The 22,975-nt window shown below is 70.7% G+C and carries 18 protein-coding genes; 8 read left to right on the top strand and 10 right to left on the bottom strand.

Annotation, left to right across the window (positions count from 1 at the left end):
* The first annotated feature begins 162 nt into the window (after positions 1-162).
* The 4 genes from SSP29_RS04500 (at position 163) to SSP29_RS04485 (ending at position 6,191) form a co-directional block, all read left to right on the top strand.
* Positions 163-1,458 (top strand): glycosyltransferase family 2 protein, encoded by a 1,296-nt coding sequence (locus tag SSP29_RS04500; protein WP_245883009.1) that lies wholly within the window; start codon positions 163-165, stop codon positions 1,456-1,458.
* Positions 1,459-1,489: 31 nt separating this feature from the next.
* Positions 1,490-3,415, top strand: coding sequence for a right-handed parallel beta-helix repeat-containing protein (locus tag SSP29_RS04495; protein ID WP_089099130.1), 1,926 nt, complete (start codon positions 1,490-1,492; stop codon positions 3,413-3,415).
* On the top strand, positions 3,412-4,707 hold the full coding sequence (locus SSP29_RS04490; protein ID WP_089099129.1) for a right-handed parallel beta-helix repeat-containing protein: 1,296 nt from the start codon (positions 3,412-3,414) through the stop codon (positions 4,705-4,707). The genes SSP29_RS04495 and SSP29_RS04490 overlap by 4 nt, the downstream gene beginning before the upstream one ends.
* 131 nt (positions 4,708-4,838) lie before the next feature.
* Complete coding sequence (locus SSP29_RS04485) at positions 4,839-6,191, top strand: UDP-glucose dehydrogenase family protein (protein ID WP_089099128.1); 1,353 nt, start codon at positions 4,839-4,841, stop codon at positions 6,189-6,191.
* A gap of 24 nt (positions 6,192-6,215) precedes the next feature.
* Here the strand turns inward: SSP29_RS04485 and SSP29_RS04480 are convergent, their stop codons facing one another.
* From SSP29_RS04480 to trhA, 4 genes are all read right to left on the bottom strand, one after another.
* A complete protein-coding gene (locus SSP29_RS04480; protein WP_089099127.1) occupies positions 6,216-6,938 on the bottom strand; it encodes a Mut7-C RNAse domain-containing protein in 723 nt (240 codons plus the stop codon).
* A 33-nt stretch (positions 6,939-6,971) separates the two neighbouring features.
* Positions 6,972-7,613: a TetR/AcrR family transcriptional regulator gene (locus tag SSP29_RS04475; protein ID WP_089099126.1), complete on the bottom strand. Its 642-nt coding sequence runs from the start codon at positions 7,611-7,613 to the stop codon at positions 6,972-6,974.
* Positions 7,610-9,178 carry an MFS transporter gene (locus SSP29_RS04470; RefSeq protein WP_089099125.1) on the bottom strand — a complete coding sequence of 523 codons (1,569 nt, stop codon included), beginning with the start codon at positions 9,176-9,178 and terminating at the stop codon, positions 7,610-7,612. The genes SSP29_RS04475 and SSP29_RS04470 overlap by 4 nt, the downstream gene beginning before the upstream one ends.
* 151 nt (positions 9,179-9,329) lie before the next feature.
* Positions 9,330-10,046 carry a PAQR family membrane homeostasis protein TrhA gene (gene trhA / locus SSP29_RS04465; protein ID WP_089099124.1) on the bottom strand — a complete coding sequence of 239 codons (717 nt, stop codon included), beginning with the start codon at positions 10,044-10,046 and terminating at the stop codon, positions 9,330-9,332.
* A 353-nt stretch (positions 10,047-10,399) separates the two neighbouring features.
* Between trhA and SSP29_RS04460 the strand changes: the two genes are divergently transcribed.
* Both SSP29_RS04460 and SSP29_RS04455 read left to right on the top strand, forming a co-directional pair.
* A complete protein-coding gene (locus SSP29_RS04460; RefSeq protein ID WP_089099123.1) occupies positions 10,400-12,223 on the top strand; it encodes a phosphoenolpyruvate carboxykinase (GTP) in 1,824 nt (607 codons plus the stop codon).
* A 341-nt stretch (positions 12,224-12,564) separates the two neighbouring features.
* Positions 12,565-14,526, top strand: coding sequence for a calcium-binding protein (locus SSP29_RS04455; RefSeq protein ID WP_245883008.1), 1,962 nt, complete (start codon positions 12,565-12,567; stop codon positions 14,524-14,526).
* 37 nt (positions 14,527-14,563) lie between these two features.
* Here SSP29_RS04455 and SSP29_RS04450 read toward each other — a convergent pair whose 3' ends face one another.
* The 6 genes from SSP29_RS04450 to SSP29_RS04425 form a co-directional block, all read right to left on the bottom strand.
* Complete coding sequence (locus tag SSP29_RS04450; protein ID WP_089099121.1) at positions 14,564-15,166, bottom strand: hypothetical protein; 603 nt, start codon at positions 15,164-15,166, stop codon at positions 14,564-14,566.
* On the bottom strand, positions 15,153-16,691 hold the full coding sequence (locus SSP29_RS04445; RefSeq protein WP_089099120.1) for a vWA domain-containing protein: 1,539 nt from the start codon (positions 16,689-16,691) through the stop codon (positions 15,153-15,155). Before SSP29_RS04445 ends, SSP29_RS04450 begins: the two co-directional genes overlap by 14 nt.
* Positions 16,688-17,887 carry a toxic anion resistance protein gene (locus tag SSP29_RS04440; protein ID WP_089099800.1) on the bottom strand — a complete coding sequence of 400 codons (1,200 nt, stop codon included), beginning with the start codon at positions 17,885-17,887 and terminating at the stop codon, positions 16,688-16,690. The genes SSP29_RS04445 and SSP29_RS04440 overlap by 4 nt, the downstream gene beginning before the upstream one ends.
* A 30-nt stretch (positions 17,888-17,917) precedes the next feature.
* Positions 17,918-18,994 (bottom strand): substrate-binding domain-containing protein, encoded by a 1,077-nt coding sequence (locus SSP29_RS04435; protein WP_089099119.1) that lies wholly within the window; start codon positions 18,992-18,994, stop codon positions 17,918-17,920.
* A 198-nt stretch (positions 18,995-19,192) separates the two neighbouring features.
* Entirely contained in the window at positions 19,193-19,615 is a 423-nt protein-coding gene (locus SSP29_RS04430) for an SCO4983 family protein (RefSeq protein ID WP_089099118.1), read from the bottom strand.
* 93 nt (positions 19,616-19,708) lie between these two features.
* Positions 19,709-20,920, bottom strand: a complete 1,212-nt coding sequence (locus SSP29_RS04425; RefSeq protein WP_089099117.1) for a pyridoxal phosphate-dependent aminotransferase — start codon at positions 20,918-20,920, stop codon at positions 19,709-19,711.
* Between the two features lie 159 nt (positions 20,921-21,079).
* On the opposite strand from SSP29_RS04425, the gene SSP29_RS04420 reads away from it, so the two are divergent.
* Both SSP29_RS04420 and SSP29_RS04415 read left to right on the top strand, forming a co-directional pair.
* The gene (locus SSP29_RS04420; protein WP_089099116.1) at positions 21,080-21,709 is read left to right on the top strand and encodes a hypothetical protein; all 630 of its coding nucleotides are present in this window, start codon (positions 21,080-21,082) and stop codon (positions 21,707-21,709) included.
* A 370-nt stretch (positions 21,710-22,079) separates the two neighbouring features.
* Positions 22,080-22,913 (top strand): trypsin-like peptidase domain-containing protein, encoded by an 834-nt coding sequence (locus SSP29_RS04415; RefSeq protein ID WP_089099115.1) that lies wholly within the window; start codon positions 22,080-22,082, stop codon positions 22,911-22,913.
* The last annotated feature ends 62 nt before the right edge of the window (positions 22,914-22,975 follow it).

The following is a 22,975-nucleotide window of genomic DNA, read 5'->3' as shown; positions in this document are numbered from 1 at the left end:
CCGTCACGGTTGGGGCGGGATGGGTGTGAAGACTCTGTAAGTGAAGTTCGAGCTTTGTGTGATCGCTGTTCACCCATGAGCCCCTAGCATCGCTGGAGCAGTGCCCGGTTCTGTCTTATTTCGGGCCGTGGCAGTCGTGTCATGTGGGGGGAGAGCGCAACTTTGTCCGAGTTCTTCGACCAGGTCTGGTCGTGGATCGTCGAGGCTGTGGGGGAAACTTCGTGGCGAGAGCTGATGCCGCTGGGGCTTGCCGGACTGTTCGTCTGGGCGCTCTGGCTGTACCGAGCGGTGCTCTCCCGGTTCGCCAAGCCAGTCGTCAACAACTTCCGTACCAGCGTGTCCGTGGTGGTCCCGGCCTATAGGGAAGACCCGGAGATCCTGCTGGAATGCCTGGAGACCTGGCTCGCCCAGGATCCCGCCGAGATCATCATCGTCCCCGACGTCGAGGACCACGAGGTACTGCACCGGCTGTCGCTGGTGGAGGACCCCCGGGTCCGGGTGCTCGCCTTCGAACACAGGGGGAAACGTTCCGCCCTGGGGGTCGGCATACGGGCCGCCACCAGCGAGCTCCTCGTCCTGGTGGACTCCGACACCCGCTGGGAGCCGGGTCTCCTTGACGCCGTGCAGATGCCGTTCGAGGACCCGACGGTCGGCGGCGTGGGCACCCAGCAGAACGTCTACCAGCGCACCACCAGCGTCTGGCGCCGCATCGCCGACTGGCTGGTCAACCTCCGTTACTACGACTACGTTCCGGCCATGGGCCGGGCCGGAGCGGTGGCCTGTCTGTCCGGCCGTACCGCCGCCTACCGCCGCACGGCGGTCCTGCCCGTGCTGGAGAACCTGGAGAACGAGTTCTTCCTCGGCCGCCGCTGTGTGGCGGGCGACGACGGCCGGCTGACCTGGCTGGTGCTCGCCTCGGGCTACAAGACCGTGCACCAGTCCTCCGCGCGGGCGATCTCCATGTTCCCGTCGTCCTTCCGGGCCTTCGTGAAGCAGCGCGTCCGGTGGAGCCGCAACTCCTACCGGTGCTACCTGACCGCGCTCTACAAGGGCTGGCTGTGGCGGGTCCCGCTGGTCACCAAGATCACCGTGCTGCAGATCCTGCTGACCCCGGTGACCATGGGCATGGCCCTCGGCTATCTGCTGCTGAGCCGGCTGGACTTCAGCGGCCGCGGCATCGTCCTCACCCTGGTCTGGCTGCTGCTGGGCCGGGCCGTCCGCGGCTACTCGCACCTGCGCAGGCACCCACAGGAGATCTTCCTGCTGCCGCTGACGGCCCTCGTGGTCATCATGATCTCGCTGCCGATCAAGCTGTACGCCTTCGTCACCATGAACAAGCAGGGCTGGCTCACCCGCAACAGCACCAGCATCGGGGGCGAGGGCCAGAGCGCGGCCACGCTCTCCGGATCCGCCGGCGGCGGCCAGAGCCACTCCGCCCTCCAGCCCGAGGTGATCTGACGCCATGACCACCCCCCTCATGACGCAACCCATGACGAAGAGAAGACCCGGCCCCGGCACCCGGCTGCGCCGGGCCGGTGCCGGAGCGGTGGCCGTGCTGGGCGCCTTCGCGGTGGCGGCGACGCTGCTGCTGGGCGCCTCGGCCACGGCGCACGCCGACGGGGACGGCGACAAGAAGCAGAAACTGGCCGCCGAGGACGCGGAGACCCAGGCTGCGCTGGTCGCCGACGAGGACCACCGGCTCAACCAGGTACGGGCGTTCAGCTCGGTGGCGCCCCTGCAGAGCACCAAGTGGACCGTGCCGTACCGGCTGGACACCGACAACGGGTACACCCTGGTACTCACCGAGCGCAGCAACGCCTACACCATCGCCGACCTGCTGAAACTCGCCCCGCAGACCTTCCTGCGGCGCAAGGACGGCTCGTATCTGCTGACCGAGAACATCTACCTCAACGTCGGCGCCAAGCTGAAGCTGTCCAACCCGGGCGGCCTCACCCTGCGGATGGCCAGCAACCGCACCGGCTTCGTCTCCATCGTCTCCTTCGGCGGCGAACTGACCCTCCAGGGCACCGCCCAGGCGCCGCTGACCATCACCAGCTGGGACCCGCAGGCCAACAAGGCCGACAGCGACGTCCGGGACGGCCGCGCCTACATCCGCACCATCGGCGGCCAGTTCGAGATGACGCACGCCAAACTCGCGAACCTGGGGTTCTGGAGCGGCCGCACCGGCGGGCTCAGCCTCACCGGCACCGACCGGCCGAACACCGGCTCCCTTGAGGACACCGGCCAGGTGCACGGCAAGACCGCGCGCGAGCGGGCCGACCAGCAGGGCAACCAGGACGACCAGAACACCAGCAGCGGTGACGTCACGGCCATGCCCTCGGGCGCACTGACCACTCCCGACGCCCGCTTCTCGACCGGCGGCCTCTCCTACGTCTCCGGGTCGATCACGCACTCGACCATCACCGGCAACGCTTTCGGGATCTTCATCTCCAGCGCGACGGGGATCGAGATCAGTGACACGACCGTGGCGGACAGCCTGGAGGACGGGGTGGTGATGCACCGGTTCGTCTCCAGCTCGCTCGTGCAGCGCACGGTCGCGAAGGACAACGGCGGCGACGGCTTCATCCTCTCCCGGGCCACCCAGCAGGTGCGGGTCAGCGGCTGCACCGCCGAGGGCAACGGCGGCAACGGCTACACGCTCAGCGGCAAGCCCCTCGCGGACGGCCCGTCCGCCTCCGGGCAGGCCGTCGACAGCTACGGCTCCAACTCGGTGGCCAACAGCGTGGCCAAGGACAACGGCCGGTACGGTGTCGAGGTGCTCGGCGGTTTCGACGTCGGCGTGCAGAACAACCGCATCGAGGGTGGTGACATGGGCATCGTGGCCCGCCTGGCGGCGGACAAGGTGTCCATCACCGGCAACCGCCTGACCGGCCAGAACCGGCAGGGCATCTCGGTACGCGACGGGGTCACCGGCGCCACCGTCACCGGCAACATCATCGACGGGCCCGAGACCGGCGTGTACGTCCGCGACTCGGCCGCCGAGATACGCGGCAACACCGTCCAGGACGCCACCAACCACGGGGTCAGCCTGGTCGGCGGCGTGGACGGCACGACGGTCTCCTACAACGTGATCGGCGGGGTCGGCCCCAGCGCGGTGGACTCCAGCCGCTCGCACGGCGGTGCCGACATCAAGGAGAACCAGACCTTCGCCTGGTACGACACCAGCTCCTTCTGGGTCAAGGTCAAGCACTACGCGAGCCCGATGACCCTGCTGTGGACGGGCATCCTGCTGCTCATCCTGTTCTCGGCCGCCATGGGCCGGCGCAGGCGGCGGGCGAGCGGGCGGGGCGCCGGCATCGTCCACCCGTACTCCGACAAGGCACCGCTGCCCGCCCCGCCGCCGGACGAGATCGCCGTGGCGGGCCGCCGACGGGAGCCGGTGATGAGCGAATGAGCGACGACGTCCCGGCTGCCGCCGGTGGTGACGGCGCACCCGGTGACGGCGGGCCGGGCGGCGGCGGCTCTCCGGCGGGCGAGCCCGTCGCGGAGCGGCTGCGCCGGATCTGGCTCTCCGGCGGGCCGCCGCTGTGGGTGGCCTCGGCCGCCCTGGTGATCTCGGTGGTGGCGCTGATCGTGGCGGGGGTCTCCGCCGGTGACGACCGGCCCGTCGTGTACGGCGCCGGTCCCACCGCCGGTCCCACCATCCCGGTCGCCGAGCCGACCGACGACACCGACGGCACGGACGGCTCCGGTACCACGGCCTCCGACCCGGCAGCGAGCGGAACGGCGGCCACCGACGAGCCGGCCACGCCCACCGCGACCGGCTCGGCCGCGGCCGTGGCCGCCGGACCGGTGAAGTGCCCGGCCGCCACCGTCACCGTCAGCGACGCCAAGTCCCTGAAGGACGCGCTGGACCAGGCCCGGCCCGGCGATGTCATCAAGATGCAGGACGGGGTCTACTCGGACCGCTTCACCGCCGCCGCCCCCGGTACGGCGGACCGCCCGATCTTCCTGTGCGGCGGCCCCGGCGCGGTGATCGACGCGGGGGGCGTCGACGGCGGCTACGCCTTCCACCTGGACGGCGCCAGCCACTGGCGGCTGATCGGCTTCACCGTGCGCAACGGCCAGAAGGGGGTCATGGCCGACGGGGTCCAGGGCACCGTCATCCAGGGCCTGACCGTCGAGAACATCGGCGACGAGGGCATCCACCTGCGCGACTTCAGCTCCGGCAACGTGGTCGAGGACAACACCGTCCGCGCCACGGGCAAGCGCAAGGAGACGTTCGGCGAGGGGATCTACGTCGGCTCCGCGCAGTCCAACTGGTGCACCGTCACCGACTGCAAGCCCGACAAGAGCGACGACAACGTGATCCGCGGCAACCACGTCAGCGACACCACCGCGGAGTCCGTCGACATCAAGGAGGGCACCACAGGGGGCTCTCTCATCGGCAACACCTTCGACGGCGCCGACCTCAGCGGCGGTCACAACGACTCCTGGGTCGACGTCAAGGGCAACAACTGGCTGATCAAGGGCAACGTCGGCAGCCACTCCCGTGAGGACGGCTTCCAGACCCACCGGATCCTCGACGGCTGGGGCACCGGAAACGTGTTCCAGGCCAACACCGCGCAGGTGGACGGCCCCGGCTACGGCTTCCACTTCGCGCCCGTCGAGAACAACAAGGTCACCTGCGACAACAAGGTCAGCGACGCGGCGAAGGGCCTCGCCAACGTCGCCTGCTCCTCCTGACGGCGAGGGGCCCGGTCCGCACCCGGGCCCCACGCGACCGCAGTTCCCTCTCCTTCACCGACTTCACCCACTTCACCCACGTGCGTCTTCGGCATGCGCACTTTCCGCTCGGACATCCCCTCGGAGGCATCATGGACACTCTTCCCGACAGCACCGGCGCTCCCCGTCTTCCCCGTCTCACCGTCATCGGCACCGGCTACCTGGGCGCCACGCACGCCGTGTGCATGGCGGAGCTCGGCTACGAGGTGCTCGGCGTCGACGTCGATCCCGGCAAGATCGAGCTGCTGAGAGCCGGGCAGGTACCGTTCTTCGAGCCAGGGCTGCCCGAACTCCTGGTCAAGGCCCAGGAATCCGGCCGGCTGCACTTCACGACCAGCCTCGCGGAGGCCGCGGAGTTCGGCGACATCCACTTCGTCTGCGTGGGCACCCCGCAGCAGCCCGGTTCCTACGCCGCGGACCTGCGCTACGTGGAGGGTGCGGTGACCGAGCTGGCCCGGCACCTGAACCGCCGGGCCCTGGTGGTCGGGAAGTCGACGGTGCCGGTGGGCACCGCGGCCCGCCTCGCGGAGCTGGTCCGGAGCACCGCCCCGGCCGGGGACGCCGTGGAGCTGGCCTGGAACCCGGAGTTCCTGCGGGAGGGCTTCGCGGTGGACGACACCCTGCACCCCGACCGGCTGGTGTTCGGCACCGAGTCCGCGTGGGCGGAGCAGCAGCTGCGCGCGGCGTTCGCGCCCGTCATCGCCCAGGGCACCCCGGTGGTGGTCGCCGACCTGCCGACCGCCGAACTGGTCAAGGTCGCCGCCAACTCCTTCCTGGCCACGAAGATCTCGTACATCAACGCCATGGCGGAGGTCTGCGAGGCCACCGGCGCCGACGTGCACCGGCTCGCGGAGGCGCTGGCCTACGACGACCGGATCGGGGGCCGGTTCCTGAAGCCGGGGCTGGGCTTCGGCGGCGGCTGCCTGCCCAAGGACATCAGGGCGTTCATCCACCGCGCCGAGGAACTGGACGTCGCCCAGGCGGTCGCCTTCCTGCGCGAGGTGGACGCGATCAACCAGCGCCGCCGGGCCCGCACCGTGGACCTGGTCCGCGAGCTGGTCGGCGGCGATCTCGCCGGGAAGAAGGTGGCCGCCCTGGGGGCGGCCTTCAAACCCAACTCCGACGACATCCGGGACGCCCCGGCGCTGGACGTCGCCGCCACGCTGCACCGGGCCGGCGCGCAGGTGACGGTCTACGACCCGGTGGCGATGGACAACGCCCGCCGCGTCCACCCCGAACTGGACTACGGGACCGACGCGCTGCAGACCGCCGCAGGCGCCGATGTCGTGGTCCTGCTCACCGAGTGGACGCAGTTCCGGGAGATCGACCCGGAGGCCATGGGCTCCGTGGTGAGCCGGCGCCGGGTCGTGGACGGCCGGCACGCCCTCGACCCGGCCCAGTGGCGCGCGGCCGGCTGGGAGTACCGGGCGCTGGGCCGCAACTGACCCCGGACCGGCGCCGGTTCAGGTTCAGGCGAACTCGGCGAGGGCGCGTGCCACGATGGCCTCCAGCTGCTGGTGGTGCGCGCCCTTCCAGTACGCGCGGCCGCACTCCGCGCACTGCGCGAAGACGTCGTACGACTTCTGCGTCCCGCCCTTCAGCTGGTCCGCCACCTCGTCCTTCGTCGCCTCCCTGAGCAGGCCGTTGCAGGCGGTGCAGCGGGTCCAGGGGCGCAGGTCGGGGGCGAACCGGTCGAGGACGTCGCGGAGTTGGTCGTCGGGGCCGGTGCTGTAGACGTAGCCGCCGGCCCAGAGTTCGCGGCGGCGCAGCAGGCCCCGGTCGCGGCTCAGCAGCACGCGCTTCTCGGCCGCCGAGCGGGCGGCGAGGGCCGGGTCGCCGATGTCCGTCGACTCGTACGCCGTGTCCACGCCGAGCAGGCGGAGGCGGCGGGCCAGGGTGCCGAGGTGGACGTCGAGGAGGAAGCGGAGCGGGGCGCCGGGGACACGCTGGGGGCGGGTGACCGGGCGTACGGTCACCCGCTCGCCGTGTGCCGGGATGTGGGCCACGGGGACCTCGTGGCCGTCCACCACCAGGGTGCCCACCTCGGTCAGGGGGACGCCCAGGGACTCGATGACGTGGCCGAGGGTCGAGACGCCGTCGACGGTGAGGGGGTGGACGCCGACCCGGCGGGCGTGCGGGACGAACAGGGCCAGCTCGGGAGCGACTTCGACCTGGATCTCGGAAGCGTTCACCTGGTCAGGATGGCACGGGTGACGGCCGTGGCCTCAGTGGTTTTCCGGGGGCAGGCCGTGCTCGATGACGTTCAGCGCACGGTCGATGAGGGCGTCGTAGTCGGGCTCGTGCTCCTGCTCCGCCCAGTACATCGAGGTCTCCAGCAGGCCGCCGACGATGGACATCGCGTAGACCCGTACCTCCAGGCTGTCCGGGTCGAGGCCGGTGCGCTCGCCGATGGCCTGGCGGAGCATGCGGCCGGTGCTCGACATGCTCTCCATCATCCGCGAGCGCACCGCCGGTACCTCGACCATCAGCCGGGTGCGCAGCCGGGAGACCACGGGGTCCTCCTTCATGCCCATCCTGATCGCCCGGTGCATCACATGGCGGAGGGAGACCGGCCACGGCTCGTCGGCGGGCCGCGCCCGGAGCTCCGCCATGATGAGCGGGTCGTACTCGTCCGTGAGGACGATGTCCTCCTTGGTCGGGAAGTACCGGTAGACCGTCGACGGCGACACCTCGGCCCGCTCGGCGATCTGCTCGATCGTCGTCGCGTCGTACCCCTGCTCCGCGACCAGCGCGTACATCGCGGTACGGATCGCCTCGCGCGTCTTGATCTTCTTGCGTTCGCGCAGGCCGAGCCGGGGGTTGTCGGCGGGGGAGAAGGAGGTGTGCGGTGCCGTCATGCCGGTCATTGTCCGGCATCGGCGGTGGCGGGGGCCACGGCCGGGGACTCGTTCCCTTCGGTGCGGTGCCCGGTCGGGGTGTTGGGCAGGAGCGCGGCGGCCAGCAGCGCGGTGGCGAGCGCGGCGATGCCGCACACCATCAGGACCAGGCCCATGCCGTGGACGTACGAGGCGTTCGCGGAGGCGACGAGGTGGGCGGAGCCGGTCTTCCCGGCGACCAGGTGGGCGGCGACCACCGACTCACCGGCGGTGTGGCCGAGCGGGGCGGGCAGGCCGGTCACGTCCAGGCGGTCGCGGAAGGTACTGGCCAGCAGGCTGCCGAGCAGGGCGATGCCGATCGCGCCGCCGACCTGGCGCGTGGTCATCAGCAGCCCGGAGCCGCTGCCGGCCCGGTCCGCGGGCAGCGCGCCGAGGGCGCCGTCCATGGAGGGGACCACCGAGAAGCCGAAGCCGAGGCCCGCGACGGCCAGCCACAGTGCGGTGAAGCCGTAGCCGTCGCTCACCGAGGTGCGGCTGCCGAGCAGGGCGGCGAAGGCGAGGACGACCAGGCCGGCGGCGACCACGGCGCGGGCGCCGAAGCGGGCGACGACCGGCTGGGCGGCGCGCGCTGCGATGATCAGGCCGCCCATCATGGGCAGCAGCCGCAGGCCGGTGCCGAAGGCGTCGTTGCCGAGGACCGCCTGGAGGTACTGCGGCAGCACGAACAGCAGGCCGGACAGCACGAACATCACCAGGGTCGCCGCGAGGGTGTTCAGCAGGAAGCCGCGGTGGGTGAGGAGCCCCATGTCGAGCATCGGGCGCTCGGCCCGGCGTTCGCGCAGTACCAGGGCCGTGACGAGGACGACGGCGACCGCGAACAGAGCCAGCACCAGCGGGTCGCCCCAGCCGCGGTCGGGAGCCTCGATGATCGCGTAGACCAGGGCGCCGAGGCCGATCGCGGTGAGCGCGGTGGAGAGGGCGTCGACCTTGGGGGAGGCGGGGTCGCTGGTCTCGGGGAGCAGGAAGACGCAGGCGGCGACGCCGATGGCGGCCATCGGCACGTTGATCAGGAAGACCGAGCCCCACCAGAAGTGGTTGAGCAGGAAGCCGCCGATGATCGGGCCGAGCGGCAGGCCGAGCGCCGAGGCGGCCGAGACGATGCCGACGGCCCGGGTGCGCTCGGCGGGTCCGAACAGCGAGGGCAGCACGGACATCGCGAGCGGCATCACCAGCGCCGCGCCGACGCCCATGGCCGCGCGGGCGGCGATCACCCAGTTCACGTCGCCGGCCAGCGAGCCCAGCACCGAGCCCGCGAGGAAGATCAGCAGGCCCACGACGAGCATCCGGCGGCGGCCGAAGCGGTCGCCGAGGAGTCCGGCGGGGAGCATCAGCGACGCGAAGACGATGACGTACGCGTCCGCCATCCACTGCTGCTGACTGGTGGTGGCGCCGAGCTCCCCGGCCATCGTCGGGAGCGCCACGTTGAGGATCGTCGTGTCGAAGCCGAGCACCAGCATGCTCGCGACCAGGGCGCCCAGGGCCCACCAGCGGCGGGGGTTCTGATGTGTCTCTTCAAGGTGAGTGACAGTAGCCATGAAATGAGAGTAGCTCTCAAAATCCAGTAGCTGTCAATGGCGAGTTGGTGTCGTAATATGGAGACGGGTCTGGGGGAGGCCGTGGGGGAGGGCATGAAAAAAGTGGCCACGGCTCGGAAGCCGTGGCCACTCGGGGGAGCGGCGGTGGGGGCTACGCGTGCTGGTAGGCCACCAGGGAGATGCCGACGTAGTGGACGACGAAGGCGGCCAGCGTGAGGGAGTGGAACACCTCGTGGAACCCGAAGTAGCGCGGTGACGGGTTGGGGCGCTTGATGCCGTAGATCACGCCGCCCGCGCTGTAGAGGAGGCCGCCGACGACCACCAGGACCAGGACCGCGATACCGCCGGTGCGCATGAAGTCGGGCAGGAAGAAGACCGCCGCCCAGCCCATCGCTATGTAGCAGGGCGTGTACAGCCAGCGCGGTGCGCCGACCCAGAAGACCCGGAAGGCGATGCCCGCGGCCGCCGCGCCCCAGATGCCCCACAGCAGCCACTGCCCCTTGGCTCCGGGCAGCAGCAGCATGGTCAGGGGTGTGTAGGTGCCCGCGATGATCAGGAAGATGTTGGCGTGGTCGAGTCTGCGCAGGATGCCGTCCATGCGCGGGCTCCAATTGCCCCGGTGGTACAGGGCGCTCACGCCGAACAGCAGGCATGCCGTCAGGGCGAAGATCCCGCAGGCGATGCGGCCGCGCGGCGAGTCGGCGAGTGCGGTGAGAACGAGGCCCGCGACGAGTACGGCCGGGAACATGCCCAGGTGCAGCCAGCCGCGCAGCTTGGGCTTGACCTGCTGTGACAGGGAGGAGAGCGCGGCGGGGCCACGGCCGGCGGCCGGCGAGTCCGTGGGCGCGTCGGGGACGGGCGCAGTCATGAGGGGCATCGTACCTACGGAACCGTAAGTTACGGATCAGTCTCGCTCGATGACCGCCGAAGAGTGGCCATCGTCTCACGGAGCCCCGGTTGCGCTCGCATCGGTCTGCAAAAAGACCTTGAGGCGAACTCAATGTGGACGCAAAGAAACGCAGGTGGGCGCAGAAACCGTGGCCTTCCTCACGTCGCTCATCTGTGACTCCCTCTGGACAGATGGGTGATCGAGTCGGAGGATCAAATGAGTGCGGTCGGCACCGGATGAGCGGCTACGAAGCATCCGGGTCGCAGCCCCCACGGGGCAACAAGGCCTGAAAAACGGCCACAAGATCAAAAATCCCTCATTTAGGAGCAATCGTGGCGCGCGACAACGCGGCTCCCACCGTCATCCCCACCCACCATCAGGAACTGGTCTCGTGGGTCAACGAGATCGCCGAACTGACGCAACCGGACAGCGTGGTCTGGTGTGACGGATCCGAGGCCGAGTACGAGCGACTGTGCGAAGAGCTCGTGGCGAAGGGCACCTTCAAGAAGCTCGACCCGATCAAGCGCCCTCACTCCTACTACGCGGCCTCCGACCCGACCGACGTCGCCCGGGTCGAGGACCGCACGTTCATCTGCTCCGAGCGGGAGCAGGACGCCGGCCCGACCAACCACTGGAAGGCCCCCGCCGAGATGCGGGAGATCTTCGCCGGCGAGAAGGGCCTGTTCCGCGGCTCGATGAAGGGCCGGACGATGTACGTCGTCCCGTTCTGCATGGGCCCCCTCGGCTCGCCGCTGTCCGCCCTCGGCGTGGAGATCACGGACTCGGCCTACGTCGCCGTCTCGATGCGCACGATGACGCGCATGGGCCAGGCCGTCCTCGACGAACTCGGCTCCGACGGCTTCTTCGTGAAGGCCGTCCACACCCTCGGCGCGCCGCTCGCGGAAGGAGAGGCGGACGTGGCCTGGCCGTGCAACCAGACCAAGTACATCTCGCACTTCCCCGAGTCGCGCGAGATCTGGTCCTACGGCTCCGGCTACGGCGGCAACGCCCTGCTCGGCAAGAAGTGCTACGCCCTGCGCATCGCGTCCGTCATGGCGCGCGACGAGGGCTGGCTCGCCGAGCACATGCTGATCCTCAAGCTGACCCCGCCGCAGGGCGAGTCCAAGTACGTCGCCGCAGCCTTCCCGAGCGCCTGCGGCAAGACGAACCTCGCCATGCTGGAGCCCACCGTCTCCGGGTGGACCGTCGAGACGATCGGCGACGACATAGCCTGGATGCGGTTCGCCGAGGACGGCCGCCTCTACGCCATCAACCCCGAGGCCGGCTTCTTCGGCGTCGCGCCCGGCACCGGTGAGCACACCAACGCCAACGCGATGAAGACGCTGTGGGGCAACGCAGTCTTTACCAACGTGGCGCTCACCGACGACGACGACATCTGGTGGGAGGGCATGACGGAGGAGACTCCGGCCCACCTCACGGACTGGAAGGGCAACGACTGGACGCCGGCGTCCGACACCCCGGCCGCCCACCCCAACGCCCGCTTCACCGTGCCCGCCGCGCAGTGCCCGATCATCGCGCCGGAGTGGGAGGACCCGAAGGGCGTGCCGATCTCGGCGATCCTCTTCGGCGGCCGCCGCGCCACCGCCGTACCGCTGGTGACCGAGTCCTTCGACTGGAACCACGGCGTCTTCCTGGGCGCCAACGTGGCGTCCGAGAAGACCGCCGCCGCCGAGGGCAAGGTCGGCGAGCTGCGCCGCGACCCGTTCGCGATGCTGCCGTTCTGCGGCTACAACATGGGCGACTACATGGCCCACTGGATCGACGTGGCCAAGGACAAGGACCAGTCCAAGCTGCCCAAGATCTACTACGTCAACTGGTTCCGCAAGAACGACCAGGGCAAGTTCGTCTGGCCCGGCTTCGGCGAGAACTCCCGCGTCCTGAAGTGGATCGTGGAGCGGCTGGACGGCAGGGCCGAGGGTGTGGAGACGCCGATCGGTGTGCTGCCGACCCGGGACGCCCTCGACACCAACGGGCTCGACCTCGCCGACAGCGACCTCGACTTCCTGCTGACCGTCGACAAGGAGGTCTGGCGGGAGGAGGCGGCACTCGTCCCCGACCACCTGAACACCTTCGGCGAGCACACGCCGAAGGAGCTGTGGGCCGAGTACCGGGCGCTGGTGGAGCGGCTGGGCTGAGTTCCCGGGTTGAAGACTCCGCGGCCGGTACGGGTGTGCCCTGACCAGCGATCGTCACGACCGGCCGCGGTGTGAACCGGCGAGGCCGCGCACAACGGCGTGTGCGGCTCCTGGGCCTGTCGTCACCCAGTCCGTCCGCCCCGACGGACACGGGCGACGGCAGGCCTTCGCCTGTGTGCGGGGCCTCACCCACGCGGGTGGATTCCTGCGGCCGGTGAGCGCAAGACGGCTCGTGGCGAGCTGACCCGCGGACCGGCGCCGGAACGCTGTCGCCCATGTTCACACCCCATGTTCGATCGTTCACACCTGGTGTTCGATCGCTCACGATCCGGGCCGGAACCGTGGCAGCCACCCTCCTGGCGCTGCTCCTGGCCCTGCCCGGCACCGCGGTCGCCGCCCCCGGCGACCTGGACAACGGTTTCGGCGGCGCCGGCACGGTCCTCACCGACCTCGGCGGCACCGACTCCGCCAACGACGTGGCGGTGCAGTCCGACGGCAAGATCGTCTCCGTCGGCTCCTCCGCCTCCGACACGGTGCCGGAGAGCGACTTCGCGCTGACCCGGCACAACGCCGACGGCACCCTGGACACCAGCTTCGGCGGCGACGGCAGGGTCACGACCCCCGTCAACAACATGATCCCGCCCGAGGAGCTCCAGTGGAGCGAGGCCCACGCCGTGGCGCTCCAGCCCGACGGCAAGATCGTCGTGGCGGGCGGCAGTTGGCGAGGGTACGAGAACTGCTGCTGGTTCACCGTGGCCCGGTACAACACCGACGGCACGCTGGACACGGGTTTCGGCGGCGGTGACGGCCGGGTGTTCACCGACTTCGGCACCCCCGAAGAGGCCACGGACGTCGCGGTGCAGCCGGACGGCAGGATCGTCGCCGCGGGCTATGTCGGCGGCCGGGCCGCGGTGGCCCGTTACCAGTCCGACGGCACCCTGGACACCAGCTTCGGCGGTGACGGCATGGTGACCACCGATCCCTCGCCGTCTCCCGAGGAGGGCGGCGACGTGCGCGCCCTGGCCCTCCAGCCCGACGGCAGGATCGTGGTCGCGGGCCAGGTCGGAACGACCCGCTTCGACTTCTCGCTCATCCGCTACAACGCCGACGGCAGCCTCGACACCGGGTTCGGCAGCGGCGGCATCCAGCGCACCGACTTCGGCGACTACGACACCGCGGAGGCGCTCGCGGTCCAGCCCGACGGCAAGATCGTCGCGGCCGGCGCGGGCGGCGGCGGGTTCGCGCTCGCCCGCTACAACACCAACGGCACTCTGGACACGACCTTCGACGGCAACGGCCTGGCCGTCACCCCCGGCGGAAGCGCCCAGGACATGAAACTGCAGAGCGACGGGCGGATCGTCGTCGCCGGCAGCGGGGCCGGCGGCTTCGCGGTCCTGCGGTACAACACCGACGGCAGCCTGGACAGCGGCTTCGGCACCGGCGGCCGGGTGACCACGGGCTTCGGCGGCACCGACACGGCCCACGGCGTGGCGCTCCAGTCCGACGGCAGGATCGTCGCCGCAGGGCAGGGCGGACCGGACAACGACTTCGCGCTCGCCCGCTACCTGGGCGGAGGCGGCAGCACACCCCCGCCCAGTGCCGACCTCTCCGTCACCAAGACCGGCCCGACGTCCGTCACCATCGGCGACCGCGCCACCTACACCGTCCGCGTGACCAACGCGGCCGGCTCCACCGCGGCCGCCACCGGAGTCACCCTCACCGACACGCTCTCCGGAGCGGGCGCGACCCTGGTCTCCGCCACCCCCGCCCAGGGCAGCTGCACCACCACCGCGACCGGCGCCACCTGCGCCCTCGGCACGCTGGCCCCGGGCGCGAGCACCACGGTCACGGTCGTCGCCGAACCCCGCGCCACCGGCACCATCGGCAACACCGCCACGGTCACGGCCACCCCGGCCGACCCGGCGACCGGCAACAACACCGCCACGGCGACCGGTGCCGTCAGCAACTCCCGGGGCTGCACGATCATCGGCACCAGCGGGGCCGACACCCTCAACGGCACCTTCCGCAACGACGTGATCTGCGGCCTGGGCGGCAACGACACCCTCCGCGGCAACGACGGCACCGACACCGTCTACGGCGACTACGGCGACGACAACCTCGACGGGGGCAACGCCAACGACACCCTGTACGGCGGCCCCGGCAACGACACCGTGAACGGTTCCGCCGGCAACGACCGGCTGATCACCACCGACGGTGTCTCCGGCAACGACACGGCCAACGGCGGCCCCGGCACCGACACCTGCACCACCGACCCGGGCGACATCCGCATCAGCTGTCCCTGACCCCCCGCACCGGCCTCCCGCACGCGGGAGGCCGGCCTCAGTTGTTGCGGTCCTCCAGATACCGGGTGTGCGTCTCCTGACGCCGGGCCTCGGCGTCCCTGAGGTCGGCCGCCAGGCGCTCCGCCTCCTCCTTCAGGAGGGCCAGCTGGCGCTCCAGGTGCCGCTCCGGTGGCTCCTGGCCGGGTGCCCGACGCGTCCACCACCGGGTGCGTACGAAGCTGTCGACCGCCTCCGGGACGTCCTGCCGTACCGTCCGCGAGAGGACGTGGACGCCCTCCGGGTCCTGGGCCAGCAGCTCGGCCGCCCAGCCCGGGTCCAGCAACGCGGTCAGCAGGTCCGTCAGTTCGCCGAGCCGCGCCTCGGTCGGGGCCGGCAGTCCGACCTCCGCCAGGTAGGTCTCCAGTTTGCGGAAGTCGGCCCGCACCTCCTCCAGCTGCGCCGACGGCGTCGGGAACTCCGGCAGCGGAGGGCGTTCCGGCGGGGCGATCAGCGCGCCCGCGCCGTACAGACCCGCCACCACCACCGGCCAGTACGGGCCGGCCACGCCCGTGAACGTCAGGACCAGGCCGAGCAGGCCGCCCGCCGAACCGGTGAGGTTCTTACGGGATTCGAGGTAGGCGAGGGCCTTACTGGTAGCCACGGATCTCCTCGAAGGCGCCGTCCAGCGAGCCCTGCCGGGCGTCGAAGAGACGGCCGCCGGTCAGGTCGGCGATGTGCTGGAGTTCGGCGCGCGAGGAGTCGCCGAAGAGGATGGGGAAGACCGGGATGTTCCGCTGCGCGAGCGGCAGGCCGCGGTAGAAGCCGTCGAAGTCGCCGGCCTTGGCGCCCGCGGTGTTCTCGCCGTCCGTCATCAGCACGATCGAGGTGAAGGTGTCCCGTTCGACGCGCAGGTTGTCGTACGCCTTCTCCAGCGAGGTGTAGATGGCGGTGCTGCCGTCGGCGGTGAGGGCCGCGGTGTCCTGGCGGATGCCGTCCAGACCGGCCCGCTTGTCCCTGGGGTCGACCACGTGGGTGCGCACGCTCTTCACGCCCGACGCGAACGGCATCAGGGTGATCTCCTCGCGGTTGCGGAAGTCGCTGGTGAGGTCGGTGAGGGCCGTCTTCAGCCGGGAGAGCCGGTCACCCTTCATCGAGCCCGAGGTGTCCAGGACGTAGATCGTGCGGGAGGGGCGGCGCAGGTCGTTCTCGAAGGCCGAGATGAGCCCGTCGGCCACCGACTTGGTGCCGGGGAAGGGGAGTTCGCGGCGCCGGGTGGTGTCCAGGCCGGCGGCCGGCGGGACGGAGGCCACCACCGGGCGGCGGCGGGTGGTGTCCGTGATGAGCTTCTGCACGGCCGTGGTGCGCAGGTCCTGCGTCACCCTGCGGACGTCCTCACGGGTGGCGGAGGAGGTCGAGGCCAGGGAGGAGAACGGGTAGTCGGCGGTGAGCACGCCGTCGCTCGGGCGGATCACGGTGAGGTCCGGGATGCCCTTGAGGACGGACTCGTAGTTGAGCAGGGCGTCGACGTCGGTGCGGCGCTGGTAGGCGGTGGCCAGCCAGCCGGAGGAGCCCGAGGTCAGCTTCTGGCCCTTGAAGAACTTCCGCAGCCGCGGGGTCGCCTTCAGCACGTCGTCGTCCGTGAGCGCCGACTGGGCGCCGGAGAGCGCGGAGGCCACCGAGACCAGGGTGGAGAAGCCGGAGTTGGAACGGGCCGGGTCGGTCATGCCGTACGTCAGCTTCCCGGCTTCGACGGCCTGTTCGATCTGGGACCAGGTGACGTCGGCCGGCTTCCAGCCGAGCGCCTTGACGGTGGCCGGCCTGACGCCGATCGCGACCGGGCTGGACATGATCGAGGTCTCGGAGACGACCTTCTTCGCCGCCTGAGGACGCAGCCGCAGATAGTCGTCGGAGGACAGCCACAGGGCGTCGTACTTCCCGTCGGCCTTCCCCTTGGCCAGCAGGTCGATGGCGTCCAGCGTGCCCATGTAGGTCGGACGGATCGTGACCCCGGTGTCCTTGCGGACGCGGTCGAAGACGGCCGTCATGTCGCTGAGTTCGGAGGAGGCGAGGACCCGGAGAGTGCCGGGCTTCGGCGCCGTGGAGTCGTCGCCGTGGTCCTCGGTGGTGCAGCCGGCCAGGACCACGGCCGCCGCCGCGAGAAGGGCCGGGAGAACGCGTCTGTTCATGCGAGGCCGCCCTCCAGCGCACCCTTGGCACGGCTGCGCTCCAGATAGGCGCTCGCCTGCTGGAGCTCGTCCGTCAGGGACTGCACGGTGTTCGCCATCGCCTCGGTCGCCTGCACCTTGTAGGTGTCGATGGCGTCGAGGGTGCGGTAGATCTGCTGGAACGCGGCCCGCAGCGTCTCGGCGCCCACGGCCGGGTCGGCGGCGATCCGCTGGATCTCCCCGCTCTGGCTCGCGAGCATCTCGGCATTGCCCCGGATCAGGTCCTCGGTCGTCCCGCGCAACGCGTTGACCTGCTCGATCACCTTCTTCTGGGTGTCCAGCGCCGAGGCCAGCATCACGGAGATGCGCAGGGCGGACACGGTGGTGGTGGCCGCGCGTTCGACACCCTTGATCAGCTCGTCGTTGTTGCGCCGTACGACGTCCATCGCGAGGTAGCCCTGCGCGGACACCGCGAGCTGGGTGAGCAGGTCCTGGTGCTTCTGCCGGACCGGGAACAGCACGTCCGCCCGTACGGCGTCGGCCTCCTGGGGGTCCGGGATCCGGGCCACGTGCTGCTCGACGGCGGTGTCCAGGGCCTGGGTGAGCACGACGTACTCCTGGAGCTTGCCCATGGTCTCCCAGAGCCGCACCCGCTCCGTCTGCAACGCCGCGTTGTCCCGCCGCAGTTCGTCCTGGCCGCCGCGCAGCGAACCCACGATCTTGTTCAACGTGCCCTGTGCGGAGGCGTACTTGGCGACATGGTCGCGGAGCCTGTTGCCGCCGGGCAGCCGGGAGAGGAACTTGCGGCCCTTGCCCGCGGGCAGGTCGCGCGGGTCCAGGTCCTCGACGACCCGGCGCAGCTCGACCAGCGAGCCGGCCACCTTGGCCTGGGCGTCGCCGCCCTTGTCCGGCAGGCTGCGGACGGCCCGCTCCAGCATGCGGTTGGACTGCGAGGCGGCGGTGCGCATCTCACCGGCGCCGAGGCCGGTGATCTCGCCGACCTTGCTCGCGAACTCCGGCGACCGGGCGTCCAGGGCGGCGAGGTCCCGGACGTAGTCGGAGGCCTTCCGCGCCATGTCCGTACGGACACCGTCGTCGACGGGCACGAGTCCGCCGGCCTTCTCCCGGGGCACAGGCGCGACCGCCTCCGGCGGGGTCAGCGTGAAGACGTCGTCACCGCTGAGCGTGGGCGTGGGCTCACCGCCGCTCGGCACCATCTTGTCGAAGTTGCTCACAGGGTCCCCCCGTCAGCCGCGCGCCCGGCGGGCCATCTCGTGCAGCACCGCGGAGGTGGGCACGGGCGCCTGCCGGACGCCGGTCAGTGTCTGGTTGAGGTAGGCGGCGCGGTCGGCTGTGGCCCTGACGAACTCGGCGGAGTCGCCCTGGGGTCGGAAGCCGTGCCTGACGGCGAGTCTGCGCAGGGTCGGGTCGGTGCTGAGGAGTTCGCCGAGTGCCCGGCCGGCGTCGTCGAGCGGCACGACGGTGTGGTCGCTGTTGACGGTGGTGTCCGGGTAGAGGACGACGAGGTCGTCGGAGCCGTGCTGTTCCGCGAGCAGCGACACGACCTGTGACTCGTACAGGCACACCAGCGGGTTGCCGGCGCCGCTGATGAAGTCCCGGAACACCGAGTCGCTGCTGGGCTGTTGAGCCCCCTGCACGCTGACCAGCTTGTGCAGCAGCGGTGCCGTCCTGGTGACGTCGGCGGTACTCGCCACCACCCGTCCCCCGTTGGCGACATAGGAGGCGGCGGCGAGGTACAGGGCGCCGGAGTTGGAGGTCTCCGGGTCGGTGCTGGTGATGTACAGCGTCCCGGTCAACTCCCCGTACGCCTTGGCCCCCTTGAGCTGCTGCCAGGTCCGGTCGTGCCGGGCGGCGTCCAGATAGGAGGCCATCTTCAGGGTGCCCTTGCCCTTCCCGTCGAGCACGGCGAGGCCGTTGGCGGCCAGCACCCGGGCCGCGCTGCGGTGGGCCACCACCACGAGGGGCGAGTAGAAGGGCCGGGGGAGGGGCTGGCGGGCGTGGTACTTCTCGGCCAGCTCGTCGGCGGGCGCCGAGCTGGACGGGAAGGCGAAGTCATAGCCCTTCAGGTCCAGGCCGTCCATGGCCCAGGAACCCGACGCCTCCGTCTTCACGGTGTAGCCCTTGGCGGCGAGGGCCTTCACCACATCGGGATCGGCGAAGAAGTCCGACTTCTCCGAACCGATCACACCACGCACGGTCTTCGTTGCCGTGCCCTTGTCGTCCCCTTGCCGGCCTGCGACGACGGCAGCCACCACGCCACCGATCAGCAGCACCGCGAGGACGATTCCCGCGATACGTCTCACGAAGGGGAGAGTGCTCCCGGAATCCCTCACTCCTGGGTGGAACGGGTGAACGAGGGGTGAAGGGGGCGCCCCGGAACGAAACCGGAGCGCGGAGCTCCGCCGGGCGCCGTCAGGCGACCTCGGTGTGCGGAGTGAGGGCAACCCGGTCCGCGCGTCGCTGCGGGAGCGCGCGGACCGGGGCCGTTCGGGGGGCGGGGGTCAGCCGGCCGTGGTGAGGGCGGTGGCCGCCGCGTGGGCGTCCATGCGTTCCGCCGCGAGGATCGCCGCCGCGGTGTCCGCCCGGGACGCCGCGACCACCAGCGCACGCCCGGCGAGCGCGTGCGCGCGCTCGTGCAGCGCGGCCGGCTCCTGGACCGCCGTCAGTGACGCGCGGACCGGTGTGCGTCCGTCCCGCAGCCGGGCCACCTGCTCGGCCAGCCGGGTCGCGGCCGCGTCGAGGTCGGTGGACGGCGTGAGCGCGCGCAGCTCGTCGGTGACGGCCAGCAGTGCCGCGAGGTGTCCCGCGAGCTGGATGTCCAGCTCCTCCTCGCGCGTCCGGTGCGGGAAGTCGGAGGGCGTGCCGGCCATCGTGCTGTGGACGGACCCCTTGCGGGAGGAAGGGGTGCGGATCGGTTCGTACATGGGAGATGGCCTCCTGTGCTCTGACAGGAAGCCATCCTAGCTTAGATTTCGTCTAAAGTAGACCCGGTCCACGGACGGTGGCGCGTCGGCTGCCTACGGCTGGCCGTACCCGTCCAGGAACCGCCCGATCCGCGTGATCGCGTCCCGCAGATCCCCCACCGTCGGCAGGGTCACCACCCGGAAGTGGTCCGGCTCCGGCCAGTTGAAGCCGCTGCCCTGGACGACCATGATCTTCTCCTGCCGCAGCAGGTCCAGGACCATCTGCCGGTCGTCCTTGATCTTGAAGACCTGGGGGTCGAGGCGCGGGAAGAGGTACAGCGCGCCCTTGGGGCGCACGCAGCTCACGCCCGGGATCTGGGTGAGCAGGTCGTAGGCGAGATCCACCTGCTCCTTGAGCCGCCCGCCCGGCAGCACGAGGTCGTTGATCGTCTGGCGTCCGCTGAGCGCGGCCACCACGCCGTGCTGGCCGGGCATGTTCGCGCACAGCCGCATGTTCGCGAGGATCGTCAGGCCCTCGATGTAGGAGTCGGCGTGCGCCCGGGGCCCGGAGATGGCCATCCAGCCCACCCGGTAGCCGGCCACCCGGTACGCCTTGGACATGCCGTTGAAGGTGAGCGTGAGCAGGTCCGGGGCGACGGCGGCGGTCGGCGTGTGCGTGGCGCCGTCGTAGAGGATCTTGTCGTAGATCTCGTCCGAGCAGACGAGCAGGTTGTGGCGGCGGGCGATGTCGGTCAGCCCGCGCAGCATCGCCTCGTCGTACACCGCGCCCGTCGGGTTGTTCGGGTTGATGATGACGATCGCCTTGGTGCGGTCGGAGACCTTGCGCTCGATGTCGGCGAGGTCGGGCATCCAGTCCGACTGCTCGTCGCAGCGGTAGTGCACGGCCGTGCCGCCCGAGAGGGAGACGGCCGCGGTCCACAGCGGGTAGTCCGGGGCCGGGACGAGAACCTCGTCGCCGTCGTCCAGGAGCCCCTGCATCGCCATCACGATCAGCTCGGAGACCCCGTTGCCGATGAAGACGTGCTCGACGTCGGTCTCGATGCCGATGGTCTGGTTGTGCATGACGACCGCGCGCCGGGCGGCCAGCAGCCCCTTCGCGTCGCCGTAGCCGTGCGCCGTGGAGACGTTGCGGAGGATGTCCTCCAGGATCTCCGGCGGGCACTCGAAGCCGAAGGCGGCCGGGTTGCCGGTGTTGAGCTTGAGGATGCGGTGCCCCGCCGCCTCTAGCCGCATCGCCTCCTCGAGAACCGGACCCCGGATCTCGTAACAGACATTGGCGAGCTTGGTCGACTGGATCACCTGCATGTCGGTGAGCTTACGGGGCGGTAACGCCCGCCGGGTCGTGTTTTCCACCACGTGAGACACGTGTGGGGGACAGCTGGGGCCGGGGCGAGGCTCGGCGATTTGGCCTGTTATCGCCGGTAGCTGTCTCAAAGGCCTCTCCTCTCCCTACAATCCGCGTTCATGCCGAGACCTGCCGAGGACGAGACCGGAGAGCCCCACGTCTACCGACCCGAGGGCGGACCGGCCCCCGCGTACGACGAGTACCGGGACCCGGCGACCGCGCACGGCTGGCTCAACGCATACGACGAGACGCGCGAACTGCCCCGGATCGCCCCCGCCGCGGCGGGACCGGGCCGGGCCGACCGGCGGCGGGCGGCCCGCGGTGCGCGCGGCCGGCGCGGCACGTATGCGGTGGGAGCGGTGGGAGCGGTGGGCGCCGCGTCCGTGCTCGCGCTGATCGTGGGCCTTCCCTTCTCCTCGTCCACCGACGGCACACCCGGTGGGCAGGGCGGTACGAAGCACTCGGCCGGCGAGTCGTCGGCGGCGGCGCCCGAGCGGAGTCCGCGCACCGAGTCCGTCGCCTCCTCGCCGAAGTCGGCCGCACCGGCCACGACGTCGCCGTCGGCCCGGTCCGGCGCGTCGGCGGGCGCCTCTCCCGGCGCCTCCGCGACTGCCACCGCGACCGGTGGGACGAGCACGACACCTTCGCCGACCGCCACCGTCACCGCCGGCACGACGCCGACGGCGTCCTACTCGGGCGGGGGGCACGGCTGGGGGCACGGAAGGGGTGGCGGCGGCAGGTCCCACTAAGCGCTCCGCCGGAAGTGGCGCGATGTGCCGTCTGCCGTCTGCGGCGCCGTCGTGGCTGGTCGCGCAGTTCCTCCCCCAGCCTTCGGCTGGGGGTACCCCCAGCCTTCGGCTGGGGGTACCCCCAGCGCCCCTTCGGGGCGCTGCCGAACCGCACCGGACTTCGCCCGGCCCGCTTAGGGCTTGTCCGCGCCCGGACGAAGCCGCCGGGTTCACCGATCTCGCGGCCCGAGCGGCGTGCGCGGAAATCCGCCAACGCCGGTCCTGAAACAACTCCTTGCCCGGGTGGACCCTTGTGATGAGAATGTGCATGACAAAGAAGCGGGTGGCCGGAAGATCTCCGGTCACCTCGTCGTATAGAGGGGACCCCCACATGAACAAGCCTCTCGTCGCCGCGCTCGCCTCCCTGGCCATCACCGGGATCGGCACGGCTCCGGCGGTCGCCGCGCCGCAGACGGCAAAGGCCGCGGCGGTGACCGTCAACTTCGCGGGCACCGTCTCGCTCAGCAACTGCTCCGGCTCCGTCATCCGCTTCCCGAACTCCGCGGACAGCGACCCCGCACTGGTCCTCACCAACGGCCACTGCCTGGAGACCGGCTTCCCCGCGGCCGGCGAGGTCATCACCGGCCAGTCCTCCAGCCGTACCTTCGGCCTGCTGAACTCCGCCGGCACCAAGGTCGCCACGCTCCGCGCCAACCAGGTCGTCTACTCGACGATGACCGACACCGACATCACGATCTACCGCACCACCACGACGTACGCCGCGATCAAGAGCTCCTACGGCATCAGCCCGCTGACCGTCAGCGCGAGCCACCCCGTCGCCGGCAGCGCCATCAAGGTCGTCTCCGGCTACTGGAAGACGATCTACAGCTGCAACATCGACGGGTTCGTGTACCGGCTCAAGGAGGGCGACTGGACCTGGAAGGACTCGGTCCGTTACACCTCCGCGTGCAACACGATCGGCGGGACGTCGGGGTCGCCGGTGATCGACACCAGCACGGGCCAGGTCGTCGCCGTCAACAACACGGGCAACGAGGACGGGGAGACGTGCACCGTCGACAACCCGTGCGAGGTGGACGAGAACGGGAACGTGACGGTCCGGCAGGGGATCAACTACGCCGAGGAGACGTACATCATTCCGGCGTGCTTCACGACGGGGAACGTGCTGAGCCTGAGTGCGAGTGGTTGCACCCTGCCTAAGCCGTAAGGGGTGCCTGGCCGCCGTTTTCGGCTGCGGGCCCGTCGTGGCTGGTCGCGCAGTTCCCCGCG

Source organism: Streptomyces hyaluromycini, assembly GCF_002217755.1.
GTDB classification, from domain to species: Bacteria; Actinomycetota; Actinomycetes; order Streptomycetales; family Streptomycetaceae; genus Streptomyces; species Streptomyces hyaluromycini.
Note: the sequence above shows the minus strand (reverse complement) of the source record. Positions and strands in the feature narration are given on the sequence as shown.

What these genes read in the sequence shown, in the direction of transcription:
- SSP29_RS04440 (WP_089099800.1), bottom strand. Translation starts at nt 17,887, where the DNA reads ATGGTGCCGAGCGGCGGTGAGCCCACGCCCACGCTCAGCGGTGACGAC.
- SSP29_RS04475 (WP_089099126.1), bottom strand. Translation starts at nt 7,613, where the DNA reads ATGACCGGCATGACGGCACCGCACACCTCCTTCTCCCCCGCCGACAAC.
- trhA (WP_089099124.1), bottom strand. Translation starts at nt 10,046, where the DNA reads ATGACTGCGCCCGTCCCCGACGCGCCCACGGACTCGCCGGCCGCCGGC.
- SSP29_RS04445 (WP_089099120.1), bottom strand. Translation starts at nt 16,691, where the DNA reads ATGAACAGACGCGTTCTCCCGGCCCTTCTCGCGGCGGCGGCCGTGGTC.
- SSP29_RS04490 (WP_089099129.1), top strand. Translation starts at nt 3,412, where the DNA reads ATGAGCGACGACGTCCCGGCTGCCGCCGGTGGTGACGGCGCACCCGGT.
- SSP29_RS04485 (WP_089099128.1), top strand. Translation starts at nt 4,839, where the DNA reads ATGGACACTCTTCCCGACAGCACCGGCGCTCCCCGTCTTCCCCGTCTC.
- SSP29_RS04495 (WP_089099130.1), top strand. Translation starts at nt 1,490, where the DNA reads ATGACGAAGAGAAGACCCGGCCCCGGCACCCGGCTGCGCCGGGCCGGT.
- SSP29_RS04415 (WP_089099115.1), top strand. Translation starts at nt 22,080, where the DNA reads ATGAACAAGCCTCTCGTCGCCGCGCTCGCCTCCCTGGCCATCACCGGG.
- SSP29_RS04420 (WP_089099116.1), top strand. Translation starts at nt 21,080, where the DNA reads ATGCCGAGACCTGCCGAGGACGAGACCGGAGAGCCCCACGTCTACCGA.
- SSP29_RS04430 (WP_089099118.1), bottom strand. Translation starts at nt 19,615, where the DNA reads ATGTACGAACCGATCCGCACCCCTTCCTCCCGCAAGGGGTCCGTCCAC.
- SSP29_RS04425 (WP_089099117.1), bottom strand. Translation starts at nt 20,920, where the DNA reads ATGCAGGTGATCCAGTCGACCAAGCTCGCCAATGTCTGTTACGAGATC.
- SSP29_RS04470 (WP_089099125.1), bottom strand. Translation starts at nt 9,178, where the DNA reads ATGGCTACTGTCACTCACCTTGAAGAGACACATCAGAACCCCCGCCGC.